The organism is Lactiplantibacillus fabifermentans DSM 21115, from assembly GCF_000498955.2.
GTDB classification, from domain to species: Bacteria; Bacillota; Bacilli; order Lactobacillales; family Lactobacillaceae; genus Lactiplantibacillus; species Lactiplantibacillus fabifermentans.
The window spans coordinates 1-13,878 of the sequence record NZ_AYGX02000034.1 but is presented as its reverse complement, the minus strand read 5'-3'; the positions used below and the strand labels follow the sequence as shown (position 1 = coordinate 13,878).

Annotated in this window: 11 protein-coding genes and 1 riboswitch; of the genes, 5 read left to right on the top strand and 6 right to left on the bottom strand. The window is 48.6% G+C overall.

All coding sequences use genetic code 11. The annotated features are described in order from the left end of the window. The first annotated feature begins 437 nt into the window (after positions 1-437). The 3 genes from DY78_RS02465 to DY78_RS02455 all read left to right on the top strand — a co-directional run bounded on the left by DY78_RS02465 (position 438) and on the right by DY78_RS02455 (position 3,347). Positions 438-1,832 (top strand): L,D-transpeptidase family protein, encoded by a 1,395-nt coding sequence (locus tag DY78_RS02465; protein ID WP_024625231.1) that lies wholly within the window; start codon positions 438-440, stop codon positions 1,830-1,832. Between the two features lie 154 nt (positions 1,833-1,986). Further along, the gene (gene cbpA, locus DY78_RS02460; protein WP_024625230.1) at positions 1,987-2,625 is read left to right on the top strand and encodes a cyclic di-AMP binding protein CbpA; all 639 of its coding nucleotides are present in this window, start codon (positions 1,987-1,989) and stop codon (positions 2,623-2,625) included. A 473-nt stretch (positions 2,626-3,098) separates the two neighbouring features. Beyond that, on the top strand, positions 3,099-3,347 hold the full coding sequence (locus DY78_RS02455) for a hypothetical protein (protein WP_033613602.1): 249 nt from the start codon (positions 3,099-3,101) through the stop codon (positions 3,345-3,347). Here the strand turns inward: DY78_RS02455 and DY78_RS02450 are convergent. The 6 genes from DY78_RS02450 to argC all read right to left on the bottom strand — a co-directional run bounded on the left by DY78_RS02450 (position 3,340) and on the right by argC (position 9,372). Continuing rightward, positions 3,340-3,846: a QueT transporter family protein gene (locus DY78_RS02450; RefSeq protein WP_024625229.1), complete on the bottom strand. Its 507-nt coding sequence runs from the start codon at positions 3,844-3,846 to the stop codon at positions 3,340-3,342. The two genes, DY78_RS02455 and DY78_RS02450, sit on opposite strands and share 8 nt — an antisense overlap. Positions 3,847-3,852: 6 nt before the next feature. Beyond that, a riboswitch (PreQ1 riboswitch) is annotated at positions 3,853-3,897 on the bottom strand. Between the two features lie 296 nt (positions 3,898-4,193). Beyond that, positions 4,194-5,216 (bottom strand): ornithine carbamoyltransferase, encoded by a 1,023-nt coding sequence (gene argF / locus DY78_RS02445; protein WP_024625228.1) that lies wholly within the window; start codon positions 5,214-5,216, stop codon positions 4,194-4,196. Further along, positions 5,213-6,367 (bottom strand): acetylornithine transaminase, encoded by a 1,155-nt coding sequence (locus DY78_RS02440; protein WP_024625227.1) that lies wholly within the window; start codon positions 6,365-6,367, stop codon positions 5,213-5,215. The genes argF and DY78_RS02440 overlap by 4 nt, the downstream gene beginning before the upstream one ends. Then, positions 6,364-7,110, bottom strand: coding sequence for an acetylglutamate kinase (argB, locus tag DY78_RS02435; protein ID WP_024625226.1), 747 nt, complete (start codon positions 7,108-7,110; stop codon positions 6,364-6,366). Before argB ends, DY78_RS02440 begins: the two co-directional genes overlap by 4 nt. An 11-nt stretch (positions 7,111-7,121) precedes the next feature. Further along, positions 7,122-8,330 carry a bifunctional glutamate N-acetyltransferase/amino-acid acetyltransferase ArgJ gene (gene argJ, locus DY78_RS02430; protein WP_024625225.1) on the bottom strand — a complete coding sequence of 403 codons (1,209 nt, stop codon included), beginning with the start codon at positions 8,328-8,330 and terminating at the stop codon, positions 7,122-7,124. A gap of 16 nt (positions 8,331-8,346) precedes the next feature. Then, positions 8,347-9,372, bottom strand: coding sequence for an N-acetyl-gamma-glutamyl-phosphate reductase (gene argC, locus DY78_RS02425; RefSeq protein WP_024625224.1), 1,026 nt, complete (start codon positions 9,370-9,372; stop codon positions 8,347-8,349). A gap of 268 nt (positions 9,373-9,640) precedes the next feature. Here argC and DY78_RS02420 point away from each other — a divergent pair, with 268 nt between their 5' ends. Together DY78_RS02420 and carB are read left to right on the top strand one after the other, a co-directional pair. Continuing rightward, entirely contained in the window at positions 9,641-10,711 is a 1,071-nt protein-coding gene (locus DY78_RS02420) for a carbamoyl phosphate synthase small subunit (protein WP_024625223.1), read from the top strand. Continuing rightward, positions 10,704-13,769: a carbamoyl-phosphate synthase large subunit gene (gene carB / locus DY78_RS02415; protein ID WP_024625222.1), complete on the top strand. Its 3,066-nt coding sequence runs from the start codon at positions 10,704-10,706 to the stop codon at positions 13,767-13,769. The genes DY78_RS02420 and carB overlap by 8 nt, the downstream gene beginning before the upstream one ends. The last annotated feature ends 109 nt before the right edge of the window (positions 13,770-13,878 follow it).

Below are 13,878 nucleotides of genomic sequence, written 5' to 3'. Positions count from 1 at the left end.
AAGCTGATCTTTTTTGTCCGAACAGCGTTCGGATTAATTTTACAATCTACCTAATTTAAACTTTAACTATTGATTCGACCCGCTCGTGTTTGCGTGCGGGTCTTTTTTTACTCGCAATGCGTAGCTTTCTGGCCAACGCCTAACGTTCGCCACTAAAAAAATTTTTACCGCAAAGAAACAAAAAGTCGTTGGTAAAGGGGCATTTTTTCCAAGCGATGCTGATTACACACTACCGACAATCTATACCGGCTTAGCCCATTTTACAGATAATCATTACTTATTGAGAATAACATCATCATAAAATCGTTTTTAGCTAAAACGAATAACCCTAGTAAGGACGATAAATTTTTTCGCACTTAGTTGCCGGCCTTGAATTTGCACTCCCACTCAAAATGTTATAAGGTGAAGTTATTATAGACACTGGAGGCTATTTTTTAATGAAACATAAACGAGGGCTAATCATTGGTGGCAGTATCGTCGGCATTTTAGCGATTGCCTACGTAGCCACTAGTTTGATTTGGCAAAGTAACCAAACCTTCCTCGCCAATATGCAAGTTGCCGGCGTGGACGTCAGCGGCAAGACCGCGACGCAAGCCGCACCAAAAGTCAGTCATGCCTTAGAACATCGGACTTATCACATCGTTGAAAATGGCAAGGCCATTTATTCCTTCAATAGCAAATCGGCGGGCATCACCGTCAACACCAAACAAGAACTCAAACAACTCGTCGCTAAGCAAAACTACTGGAGCTGGCCGGTCGCTTTATTACAATCAGCGCAAGCCGCTGATACGAGTGCCGTTGGCCAATTAAGCGTATCGAATAGTAATATGCAAGCTTTGTTAAAAAAGATTACGAACACGGCCAACTCGACTAAACGGACGAAGACGGAAAATGCCAAGTTGATTTATCAAAATGGCAAAGTCGTCATCAAAAAAGAAGTTCAAGGGACCGAGCTTGACCAAACGACGTTGAAAAAAGTCGTTAGCGCCGCTCTAGCTGATGGTAAAACGAGCATCAACTTGAAGGATGCCTACGTCAAACCAACTTTGACCAGTACAAGCAGTGCGTTGAAGACGGCCCAAAGCAAGTCGCAAAAATATGCGACCGAAACGGCGACCTACAATATCAACGGTCATAAGTTTACGATTCCCCATGATTTAATTTTAAGTTGGATCAAAGTCGACAGTAGCGGTAACGTCACTTTAGACCAAACCAAAGTCTTGGCCTATGTTAAGGAACTTAACGCCAAATATCACACGTACCATACGACGCGGACGTTCAAGAGTACTAAACGTGGAACGGTCAAGGTTAGTGGCGGGTTCTACGGTTGGACGATTAAGACCACCGCCGAAGCTAAAGCCTTATCTAAGCAAATCTTAGCAGGTAAAAGTTTCACGCGTTCACCACTCATTAATGGTTCTGGTTATAACAACAACAAGACCGATATTGGGAATACGTACGTCGAAGTCGACAAAGAAAACCAACACATGTGGGTCTATGTCGATGGCAAGCTAAAAGTTTCCACCGATGTGGTGACTGGGAAACCAGGTAAACACGCTACCACCACTGGGGTTTGGTATATTTGGAGCAAGCAAAAGAATGCCACTTTGAAAGGTGACAACGACGATGGTTCCAGTTACTCACAACCCGTTTCTTACTGGATGCCGTTTGATAATACCGGTGAAGGGATCCATGATTCTTCCTGGCAAAAACAATACGGTGGCACTTGGTACAAGAAACATGGTTCACATGGTTGTGTTAACACCCCACCATCGGTCATGAGTAAAGTTTATGCCGCGGTTCCAACCGGCACGCCTGTCATTGTATTCTAATTTAACTTTAATTTTAAAAAGTCGTCCTGATGTTGATAAGGACGGCTTTTTCATTGCTTATATTTGGCTATAGCTAGGATTACTTGTCCATCAAAAGCGCTTTTATGGTATCATTTATTAAAACAAACTAATAAATCTGGGGGGATCAACTGCTATGTTATTAAAAACGCTCGTTAAACCCAAAGAACGTTTAACCACGGTCACCGCCGATGCCACTTTAGCTGAAGCCTTACAAGTTTTAGAAGATTCTGGCTTCCGGTGTGTCCCAATCTTAGACGAAACGGGTCATATTTTCCGCGGTAATATTTACAAGATGCATATTTACCGTCACAAATCACGCGGGGGTGACATGTCGTTGCCTGTCACGTCACTCTTGAAAAACGCGACCAAAACGATTCAAGTTGACGCCGCCTTTTACAACGTCTTCTTTTCAATCAAAGATTTACCATACATCGCTGTTTTAGATGAACATGGTTATTTCTACGGTATTTTGACGCATACACGCTTACTCGACATGTTGTCACAATCATGGAACGTCAACGTCGGCAGTTACGTCTTAACGGTCGTTTCTATCGGTGAACGAGGTGACTTAGCCGCCATGGCCAAAATCATCACCAAGTATACTTCGATTGCTGGCTGTTTAACCTTGGATGTTCAAAACGGCACCCTCGGTCATCGGACGTTATTCACCCTACCAGAAAACGTCGACACCGAAAAACTCAAGCGCATCACCGACAACTTGAACCGCAAACAGTTCAAAGTCATCGAAGTCGAAGATCTCCAAGCCGAATAATCATTTTAAGCACTGACGCCTTTTTTGGGAGTTGGTGCTTTTTCATTGCCGTTCCCTGCGGCGGGCCAAACGCTGGAACGCTGCCGGCCATTTCCGAGCCAAAGCGCGGTCTCGAAAACTGGCCTTATGCTAAATGGTCAGAAGCCCACTGCCCATTAAGCATAATTTGGCGGCTGAGCATTTGGCCCGCCTCCGGTCACTAAATTGAACTAATTTTGATAATGGTAGCAACATCAAAATTAGCAATCAACATGAGCATTAGAATGGCGGTTAAGTAAAAACTGACTACGATAGCCAATCTTAGTGACTGGAAGCGGAAAGTTATTCAAGCTTAAACTTTGAATTCTTGCTGCATGTTTCAACTCTAATTGCTGAACATTCAGCAAAACTCGTCTCCAATATAAAGGTATGCAGCAAAATCATAGTCATGCCATTTTTAATACCAATATCAATTTAGTTGGGGGTCAGCGGTAATGGAAGTCGCCGTGCAAGTGGCGTTAGTTCGACATGCTTTTGGTCGAGCTTACACCACCGACATCTTTGGAGATTGGCGGGTTTGGCCAAGCTTCAAAGTGAGGTTCGAGACCGCTTTTTGGCTCGAACCGGTCGCCACGGCGACTGGAATTACCGATGACCTCCAACGGCAACTTGAGCCACTCCCACCCCAAAAGAAAAGACACCGGCAAAAATGCCGATGTCTTAAAAATATAGTTATTAGCTGATGCGGTCGCTGAAATGTAAGACCTTGTTTAAACCGTACATGATGGGCGCCGTAATTGACATGATGATCAATTCAGATAAAGCCGTTGTGAAGTAGGTTGGCCAAAAAGCCACGCCACTACTTACTAAGACTAACATCCAAGCAATCATGAACATCGAAACGGTGAATAGGACGATGTTTAATAACATGCGTTGCCAAACCGTCTTGAGCTTAGGACCAATCCACGTCACAATAAGTAACGCCATTAGTGATTGGGCCCCGCCAAACAGAACATTCAATAAACTGGCCCCCGGTCCGAAGGCATCAAACAAGATGACCCCGGCGACGATGCCCCAAATGTATTTGCGGTTAAAGACGGCTAAATGGTTCAAGCCTTCCGAAACCCGAAATTGAATGGCCCCCGAAGCTAAGTTAAAGGCAGCCGGTCCCATGGATAAAACGATATAGATAGCCGCGATTAAAGCATTAATAATCCACGGCCGAATTTTTGATTGCGTCATTACAAAATCCTCCTAGTTTTTTTACGTGGGATGGTTACGAACCACGTGCTGGAATAATTGCGCGATTTCAATCGTAGCACGGCTATCGTTGTATCGCAACTCATTTTCATAGGATTTTCATTGTGCGTGTTGCCTGCTTGGTAGAACGACCGATGCTTGGGTAAAGTCACCTAATATAAAATTCTTGGTGCCAGTTGATTTCATCAACAACCAGCTTAATTACATCCAAATAACCTCGTTACGAATGCAGACGTAACGAGGTCATTTTTATTTTAAAATGAATTTAGCTAACGCCTGACCGGAATAGCGGCTGGAATTATAGTCAGCCGGTAGCGGCGATTTTCCCATCAACCATTAAAAATACTGTCCGGAATAAACAAGTCCCCTAACGTCGCTGCCATAATGGCTTTGATGGCGGGCATCCGGTTGGCCGCTTCTTGAAAAATCACGGCCTGGGCACTATTGAAAACATCGTCGGTGATTTCGACGGCGGCTAAGCCATATTGTTCGCCGAGTTGCGCGCCAATTTCCGTTTCGTGGTCGTGGATGGCAGGCAAACAATGCATGATAATCGTATCGGCTTGGCCGGTTTGGGCTACTAACGCGGCATTGATTTGAAACGGCAATAGTGCCTTAATCCGTTGCCCATAATCGACCGCTTCTCCCATCGAAACCCACACGTCAGTATATAACGCATCGGCACCGGTCACGGCGACGGCCGGATCATCGGTAGTCACGACTGCACTCCCCGCTTGTTTGGCATACTGTTTGGCAAGCGCCACGATTTCTGCGGCCGGCTGTAAGTCTTGCGGGGCGCCAATATGCACGTTGACCCCCAGCATCGCACTCGTCACTAACAAGCTGTTGGCCATATTGTTACGCCCATCCCCGACATACGTCAGTGTCAGGCCGGCTAAGTGGCCAAAATGTTCTTTGAGAGTCATGAAGTCGGCAATCATTTGAGTCGGATGCCACGTATCGGTTAACCCGTTCCACACCGGCACCCCGCTATACTGGGCTAATTGTTCGACCGCCGTTTGCTTAAAGCCCCGAAACTCGATGCCGTCAAACATCGACCCGAGCACTTTGGCCGTATCGACGACCGATTCTTTTTTACCGAGTTGGATATCATTTTTACCGAGAAATTCCGGATGCGCGCCGAGATCATTAGCCGCGACCGTGAACGCTGAACGGGTTCGTGTCGACGTTTTTTCAAAGAGTAACGCGATATTTTTGCCTTGTAAGTACGGATGCGGAATGTGTTGCGCCTTTAAGGCTTTTAAATGAATGGCGAAATCAATTAAATAATTGATTTCGCTGGGGGTATAGTCGCTTTCTTTTAATAGTGATTTGCCTTGGAAATGATTCATACCGTGACCTCCTCAAATGTCGCTAACACCGTGGCAATCGTGTCGATACCACGCAATAAATCTTCAATCGTCATGACTAATGGCGGTAATAAGCGCAACGTATTGTCGCCGGCAGATAACGTTAAGATTCCCGCGGTTTGTAACGCGGTAATGACTTGGCCGACCGGCACCGCCGCATTTAAATGAATCCCAAGCATCAATCCTTTACCGGTCACTTGTTTAACCATTGGTAACGGCGCCACTTGGTGTTGTAACGCCAAGTTAACCGTGGCCGCTTTATGTTGCACTTCCGCTAAAAATGTCGGGGTCAATTGGGTTAAGACCGCTTGCGCCGACGCCATCGCTAACGCATTGCCGGCAAAGGTCGAGCCATGACTGCCGGGACCAAAAGCGGTGGCCAGATAACTCTTACCAACCATCGCTCCGACCGGTAGTCCGTTCGCTAAACCTTTAGCAACGGTGTAAATATCGGGGTCTAAGTCAAAGCCTTCATAAGCCATCCGGTAACCGGTCCGGCCAATCCCACTTTGGACTTCATCGATAATTAGTAAGACACCTTGTTCCTGACACTTGGCGTTGACCGCTTTCAGCCAGGCCTGGTCGCCGGCGAACACGCCGCCCTCACCTTGGACGACTTCTAAAATCACCGCCGCTAAGTCAGGGGTAATCGCGGTTAACGCCGCGGGATCATTGTAGTCGGCAAATTGGACACCGGGAACCAGCGGCGCATACCCGGCTTGAATCTTCGGATTACCCGTTAGCGACATCGACCCGTAAGTCCGGCCATGAAACGAGTGGTTAAACGCTAAGACGCCCGTTTTACCCGTATATTTCCGGGCGAGTTTCAAGGCCGCTTCATTGGCTTCGGTACCGGAGTTGGCAAAATAAACGAGCCGGTCGTCACCGTTGACGAGTAGTTCGGCAACTTGGTCTTGTAACGGATTTTCATACAAATTCGACGTATGCCAAATTTTCGTGAGTTGGTCACTGACCGCTTGTTGAATTTGGGGATTTGTATAACCAAAATTACATACCCCAATCCCAGCGGTAAAGTCTAAATAATCGTGACCATTAGCATCGGTCAGCGTAACGCCGTGACCGTTCGTGATGGCAAAGGGAAACCGTTGATAGGTCGGAAATACATATTTCATATAGCAGCCTCCTGAATGATGGTTGTGCCGGGTTGGTCAATCGCGTTGGTGATGATGGCTTGTTGGACCCCGGCTTGAATCGCTTGAATCGCCGCTTGAACTTTAGGCCGCATGCCAGCGGTAATTACGGCTTGTTGCGTTAAGCGTTGTGCTTGGCGCGGTGACAAGGTCGTCATGACCGTGCCATGGTGCATGATGCCCGGCACATCGGTCAAGAGCACGAGTTTTTTTGCGTGTAATTGTTGGGCTAAAGCCGTGGCGGCCATATCGGCGTTGACATTCAGCCACTGGCCGGTGGTCGTTAAAGCTAGCGGGGCTAATACCCCGATGTGATCGCCGAGGTGCGCTTGTAAACTAGCGGTATTCACCGCTGTCACTTGACCGACCGCGCCGAGTTTGGCTTGGTTTATCATGGTCCCCGTCAACAATTGATTGTCGGCGGCATTGAGCCCAATCACTGGTAACCCGTGGGCTGCCAATTGACTTAACAACGCCGGTTGCGCATCGCCGAGCAACACCATTTTGGTAATGGCTAACGTTTGGGCATCGGTGACCCGCAACCCGTGATATTTATGCACGGGCAATTGTAAGGCCTGCGTTAACTTCGTAATCATCGGCCCGCCGCCATGGACAATCAAAATTTGTTTGCCCTGGGCGTGCCAGGTTTTTATTTGGGTAAAGAAGGTGGCATCGAGTTGTTGAATCGCTTGGCCGCCAATTTTGACGATAATTAAATTTTGCATCGCGCCGCCTCCTAAGTGTGGTAACTCGCGTTAATTTTGACGTAGTTGTAAGTTAAATCGCAACCCCACGCTTGACCGTGGGCGGAACCGTGGTGCAAGTTCACATCAATAATCACTTTGGGCGCCTGCAAACTGTGCTTAACCGCCGCTTCATCGAACGGCAACGCTAAACTATCCGCCACTAACGCCATTCCATTCATGGCAATATCCACATGGTCAATATCGACGGCGGCATCGGTCGCGCCAATCGTACTAATGATGCGGCCCCAGTTCGGGTCTTCCCCAAAGATGGCCGCTTTCACTAAGTTAGACCCGACGATGGCCTTCGCTACTTTTTGGCCATCCGTCATATTAGCCGCTTGCAAGACGTTACATTCGACTAACTTCGACGCGCCTTCACCATCCGCCGCGATTTGTTGCGCTAATTGGCCTAAGACATCGTGCAAGGCGTCATTAAAGATCGTGTAATCCGGCGTATGCGGTTGGATACTCGGATTATCCGCGTAACCATTGGCCAACGTCACCACCATATCATTAGTCGAAGTATCCCCATCGACCGTAATTTGGTTGAAGGTATCATCGACATTGTCACTGAGCATCGTTTGTAATAAGTCGCCGTCAATTTGCGCGTCGGTCGTTACAAAACCGAGCATCGTGCACATCTTCGGGTGAATCATGCCAGAACCTTTGGCAAAGCCAGTCATCGTAACTAAGTGACCACTGAGTTCAAACTGGACACACACTTTTTTGGGATGCGTATCGGTCGTCAAAACGGCATAAGTCACCGCGTCACTCGTAGTTGGCGATAACTGGGGTAGTCCGTTTTTAATCAAGTCCATCGGCAACTGCGCCCCGATTAACCCGGTCGACGCCACCCCAATCAAACTGGGATCCACTGCTAATTTGTTGGCGAGCCACGTTTGTTCTTGTAAAGCATTGTCCCAACCTTGCCGGCCAGTACATGAATTGGCGACCGCCGTATTTAACAACAATCCTTGTAATTGGTGATTTTGATTGATCATCATCTTCGTTAACTTCGTGGGCGCCGCTTGAAACTGGTTCGTCGTATACGTCCCCGCGGCTGCTGCGGGCACTTTGGAAAATAAGTAGCCAAAGTCTTTTTTACTTTTCCGTAAGCCGATATGAATCCCATCACTGTAAAAGCCGGCGGGCCATTGAAAGGCGACCGGCGTGACCTGTGTATTTGTAACGAGTTGCATTCGCAAAACTTCCTCTCTATGGAAAAACTGGTAACGTCGGTAACCCGGCGGTAATTGGCAACTGAAAAAGTTGGTTCAAATTCTGAATAGCCTGCCCGGCAGCGCCTTTCATCAAGTTGTCGATGACACTAACGACCATAATCTTATGCGTCACCGGATTGTAATTGACGCCTAACGCACAGTTGTTAGTCCCAATCACTTGTTTCAAATCCGGCATGCCGGTTGGTAACACCGTGACAAAGGGCGAATCGGCGTAGGTCTGTTCAAACGCCGCTAAAACTTGGGCTGTGGTCGTCTCCGCCGCGGCGGTCGCGTAAATGGAACTCATAATCCCGCGGGTGACTGGAATCAGCGTCGTCGTAAATTCAAGCGCCGGTACCGCCGACCACCAAGCTTGCAGCTGTTGCATGATTTCTGGAATATGTTGATGTTGGTTCAATTTATATAGTTGTAAATTATCATTCACGGCGACAAAGTGACTCGTGGGCGCTAACTTTTTACCCGCGCCCGACACCCCCGATTTGGCATCGACGATAATGCTGGTCGGGTCAATCAAGTGTTGTTGGACGAGCGGTGCTAAGCCAAGCAGCGTCGCGGTCGCGTAACAACCGGGATTGGCGACATACGCTGTTAAATCGACGTTCAAATCAGCCAAGCCATAACTAGCTTTCATTAAAGCGGCTTGCGGGGCCGCCGGTTGGTGATACCACTGTTCATATTGGGCCGGCTGCTTTAAGCGGAAGTCCCCGGATAAATCAATCACCGGAAAGTCAGCTTGTAATAGTGGTAAAGCTAACGTTTTGGTGACGCCCGCGGAAGTTGCAAACAAGCAGACGTCATTTTCAGCCATGACCGTCGCCGCCACAAATGGTCGGACGAGCGCCGTTTCCTTTTGATACATCGGGACCAGCGTCTTTAATGGCATCGGCTGCGCATCGCTATGGCCGTATAAATTAATGTGGTCAACGTTGGGATGTTGCTTTAACAACCGATAGAGCACCATGCCGCTATAACCGCTGACGCCAACTAATGCAACTTGCATAAAATCACCTCAAATATTCAATAATAGTGTTATGAATGCATGTTCATGCGTTCAACATGGTTCACACTATATTCTCATCAAAAGTAAAAAGCAAGCCTTTTTGCAAAATTATTCAGTTATTGTTGATAATATACATAAATAAACGAATATATACAGCTATATGCAATTATTTTGAATTTTTAGTTTGACTTTCAGTTAAAAACATTGTTTACTATTGTCATGCATAAATCAGGTTTTTAATCTTTTTATTAGAAAGGGTGCGACAGGCATGCAAAAATATTTAACTTTAGCTGATGGCAAACAATGGATTGGGACGGCGTTTGGCGACCGTACCCGGGTTGGCGCCGGCCAAATCGTCTTCAATACCGGCATGACCGGTTATCAAGAAACGATTACCGATCCTTCTTATTTAAATCAACTCATCGCGTTCACTTACCCGTTAATTGGTAACTATGGTATCGACCCCCACGTCAATCAAGCCACTACGATTGGGGCGCAAGCGATTATCGTGCATGAATTAGCGGACTTTAGTGACCATTATCAAAGTCGGCAAACGTTAGCTAATTTTCTGGCAGTTCACCACGTCCCCGGCATTATGGGTATCGACACGCGCGACTTGACGATTCACATTCGCCAACATGGCACCCAAGCGGCCATTTTGAGCAATCACCCGCTGACTGACTTTGCCGCCACGTTGGCTAGCCTGCCGAACAAACCACTACTGAACCAACCCGCGGTCCATCCAGCGTTCCATACGACGGGGCCGCACATTGTGATTTTGGATTTCGGTGAAAAGACGGCCATTACCACCGAACTCCAAAAGCGTGGTTGCCAAGTTACCGTCGTCCCCGGCAACACAACCTTTAAGGCCATTGCAGCGCTACATTCTGACGGCATTTTGCTGTCCAACGGTCCGGGTAATCCGGAAAATTACCAAGCCGTTCTACCATTAATTCGACAATTAGCGATGCACTATCCGCTTGCTGGCATTTGCCTGGGGCATCAACTAATTGCCCTAGCTTATGGCGCGCGGACGTATCAATTAAAGTTTGGCCATCATGGTATGAACCATCCCGTTACTAATTTACAAACTGGGCGCGTGATGATGACGGCGCAAAATCATGATTTTGCTGTCGCCGCCGACTCGTTAGCCGGCACTGGCTTACAGGTCACCGCTACCGAGCTCAATGATGGGAGTGTGGAAGGTTTACAGTTAGTTGGTCAATCAGTTATGTCGGTCCAATTCCATCCCGAAGCGCATCCCGGCCCCGTTGAAGCTGGGCAGTTCTTCGACCAATTTATCGCGAGCTTACAAAAGGAGGCCGTTGCCAATGCCTAAAAATACGAAAATTAAGTCCATCGCCGTGATTGGTTCCGGCCCCATCAAAATTGGGCAAGCCGCCGAATTCGATTATGCCGGTACCCAAGCGTGCTTAAGCTTAAAAGCCGCTGGGTATCACGTTATTTTGATCAATTCGAATCCGGCCACCATTATGACGGACACGACTACCGCCGATGAAGTTTATTTAAACCCCCTCACCGTGGCAAGCGTGACTGACGTGCTCACTAAAACGCACCCGGATGCCTTGTTGCCAACGCTCGGCGGTCAAACCGGCTTAAACTTGGCGATGGCCCTCGATGAAGCGGGCGTCTTAACGGACTTACATATCCAATTATTGGGGACCTCGCTCAAAACCATCAACCAAGCTGAAGACCGGGCCGCCTTTAAAGCGTTAATGGCCCAGTTGCAGCAACCCATTCCTGCCAGCACGACCGTTCACCACGTCGCAAGCGCGTTAACCTTCGCTGAAAGAATCGGCTATCCCGTCATTGTGCGGCCAGCCTTCACACTAGGCGGCTCTGGTGGTGGCATCGCGCACAATCCCGCCGAACTGACCACGATTTTGCAACGCGGACTGACGATGTCGCCGGTCACCGAATGCTTAATTGAACAAAGTATCGCCGGCTACAAAGAAATTGAATTTGAAGTCATGCGTGATAACGTCGGCAACGAAATCATCGTTTGTAGCATGGAAAACTTCGACCCGGTTGGTATTCACACCGGCGACTCGATCGTCTACGCCCCCGTCCAAACGCTAAGTGATCCCGAATATCAAACGTTGCGGCAAGCGGCCCTCACCATCGTGGCGGCGCTCAATATTAAAGGTGGCTGTAACGTCCAGCTCGCTCAAGACCCGCACAGCAGCCAGTATTACGTCATCGAAGTTAATCCGCGGGTCAGCCGTTCTTCAGCTTTGGCTTCCAAAGCGACCGGCTATCCGATTGCGAAGATTGCCGCCGATATTGCCATTGGGTTGAATTTATCGGAAATCAAAAATCCAGTGACCCAGACGACTTACGCCGCCTTTGAACCGGCGCTCGATTATGTCGTCGCTAAGATTCCGCGATTTGCTTTTGATAAGTTTCCTACCGCTGACGCCCAGCTGGGCACGCAAATGAAAGCCACCGGGGAAGTCATGGCCATTGGGACGACCATTGAAGAGGCCACGCTCAAAGCGGTCGCTTCCTTAGAAACGACCGCCAGCGAGTTGATTAATTTAGTTCCTGACCAGCCACTAACAACGGCCGCCATCACGGCCGAATTGACGCACGCAACTGATCAACGGCTATTTTATTTGATTGCTGCCTTGCAACAAGGCTGGCCCCTCGCCAAACTGGCGGACCTGACACAAATCGCGCCGTTCTTCTTGCGGAAATTACAACATATCGTCGAAATGACGCAAGCGTTGCAACAAGCCCCAACCGTCAGCAATGTTTTGACGGCCGCTAAATACGGGCTGAGTACCGCCACGATTCAACATTACAGTCAATTACCCGCTGCCACGCTCACTGACTGGTTGGCCGACCAACCGCTCGTTTATAAAATGGTCGACACGTGTGCCGGTGAATTCGCCAGTGTCACGCCGTACTTTTATAGCACGGCGTTCGGACAAACTAATGAGAGTCAGCCTCTAGGACATAGCATTATCGTGCTTGGCTCTGGACCGATTCGAATTGGCCAAGGTATCGAGTTCGACTACACGACCGTCCACTGTGTCAAAGCAATTCAACAAGCCGGGTATCACGCTATCGTCGTCAACAATAATCCTGAAACGGTCTCGACCGACTTTTCAAGTTCCGACAAGTTGTACTTTGAACCGCTGACGCTGGCACGCTTGCTGCCGATCATTAACTTGGAACAACCTCTAGGCGTCATCGTGCAGTTTGGCGGGCAAACCGCGATTAATTTGGCTAAACAACTCGCTGATGCCGGCGTGACCATTTTAGGAACGAGTGTCGCGGCAACCGACCTCACCGAAAATCGGCAAAGTTTTGCCGACTTACTGGCCGCCCATCATATCAAACAAGCGACGGGCACGACCGTCACTGATTTAGCGGGCGCCAAGCGAGCTGCGGCACAAATCGGTTATCCACTGCTGGTTCGCCCTAGTTTCGTTTTAGGTGGCCGGGCCATGGCGATTGTCCACCAAGCTAGTGAACTCACGCCGATTATTAAATCAGCGGTGGCTGCTGGTCACGGTGCGCCCATTTTGATGGATCAATATTTGGCCGGCCAAGAGTGCGAAGTGGATGTCTTATCCGACGGTGAACACGCCTGCATTCCCGGCATCATGGAACATATCGAAGGCGCCGGGGTGCACTCGGGTGATTCGATGGCCGTGTACCCACCACAACACTTAGCCCCCGCGGTCCAAACTAAAATTATCCAAATTGCGACGGAATTAGCCCACGCCTCAAAGGCCGTCGGGATGCTCAACATCCAATTCGTCGTCACGGACGACGTATACGTCATCGACGTGAACCCGCGCGCTAGCCGGACGGTGCCATTCATGAGTAAAGTCACGCATTTACCACTCGCCCAGTTAGCAACACAATTAATCCTAGGGAAAACTTTGGCTGCTGTGCACTTACCCACCGGTTTATACCCAGCAACGGGCACGGTCGCCATCAAAGCGCCGGTCTTTTCATTCAACAAATTACCGGGCATGCCGACTCACCTCAGCCCCGAAATGAAGTCCACCGGTGAAACGATGGGGTCCGGTCCTGATTTTTCAACCGCGTGGCACCTCGCGATGGCCGACAGCTATCAGTTGCAAGCTTGGCAAGCCTCTGACGGCATTATTACGGACGAAGCGACTTGGCAGTTATCCACGGTGCATAACTGGCTCGTCCAAACTGGCATTCCAATTACCGTGGCGACTGATATGAGTCAGTTACCAGCCAGCAGTTCGGCGGTAGTTTTCACCATGAATCCCGCACCAGACGCGCCGTTGGTCACCTGGTCGCTAAATCATGAAATGCCGTTGCTGACTGCTTTGGATACTTTGAAGGCGCTAGTTGAAGTCACACCGCAATTAAGTACCGCTAATTTATAAAAGCACTAAAAAAGTTATGCACAAATTTTGACTGTGCATAACTTTTTTGATATCTATATGGTAGATTGTAAAATTAATCCGAACGCTGTTCGGACAAAAAAGATCAGCT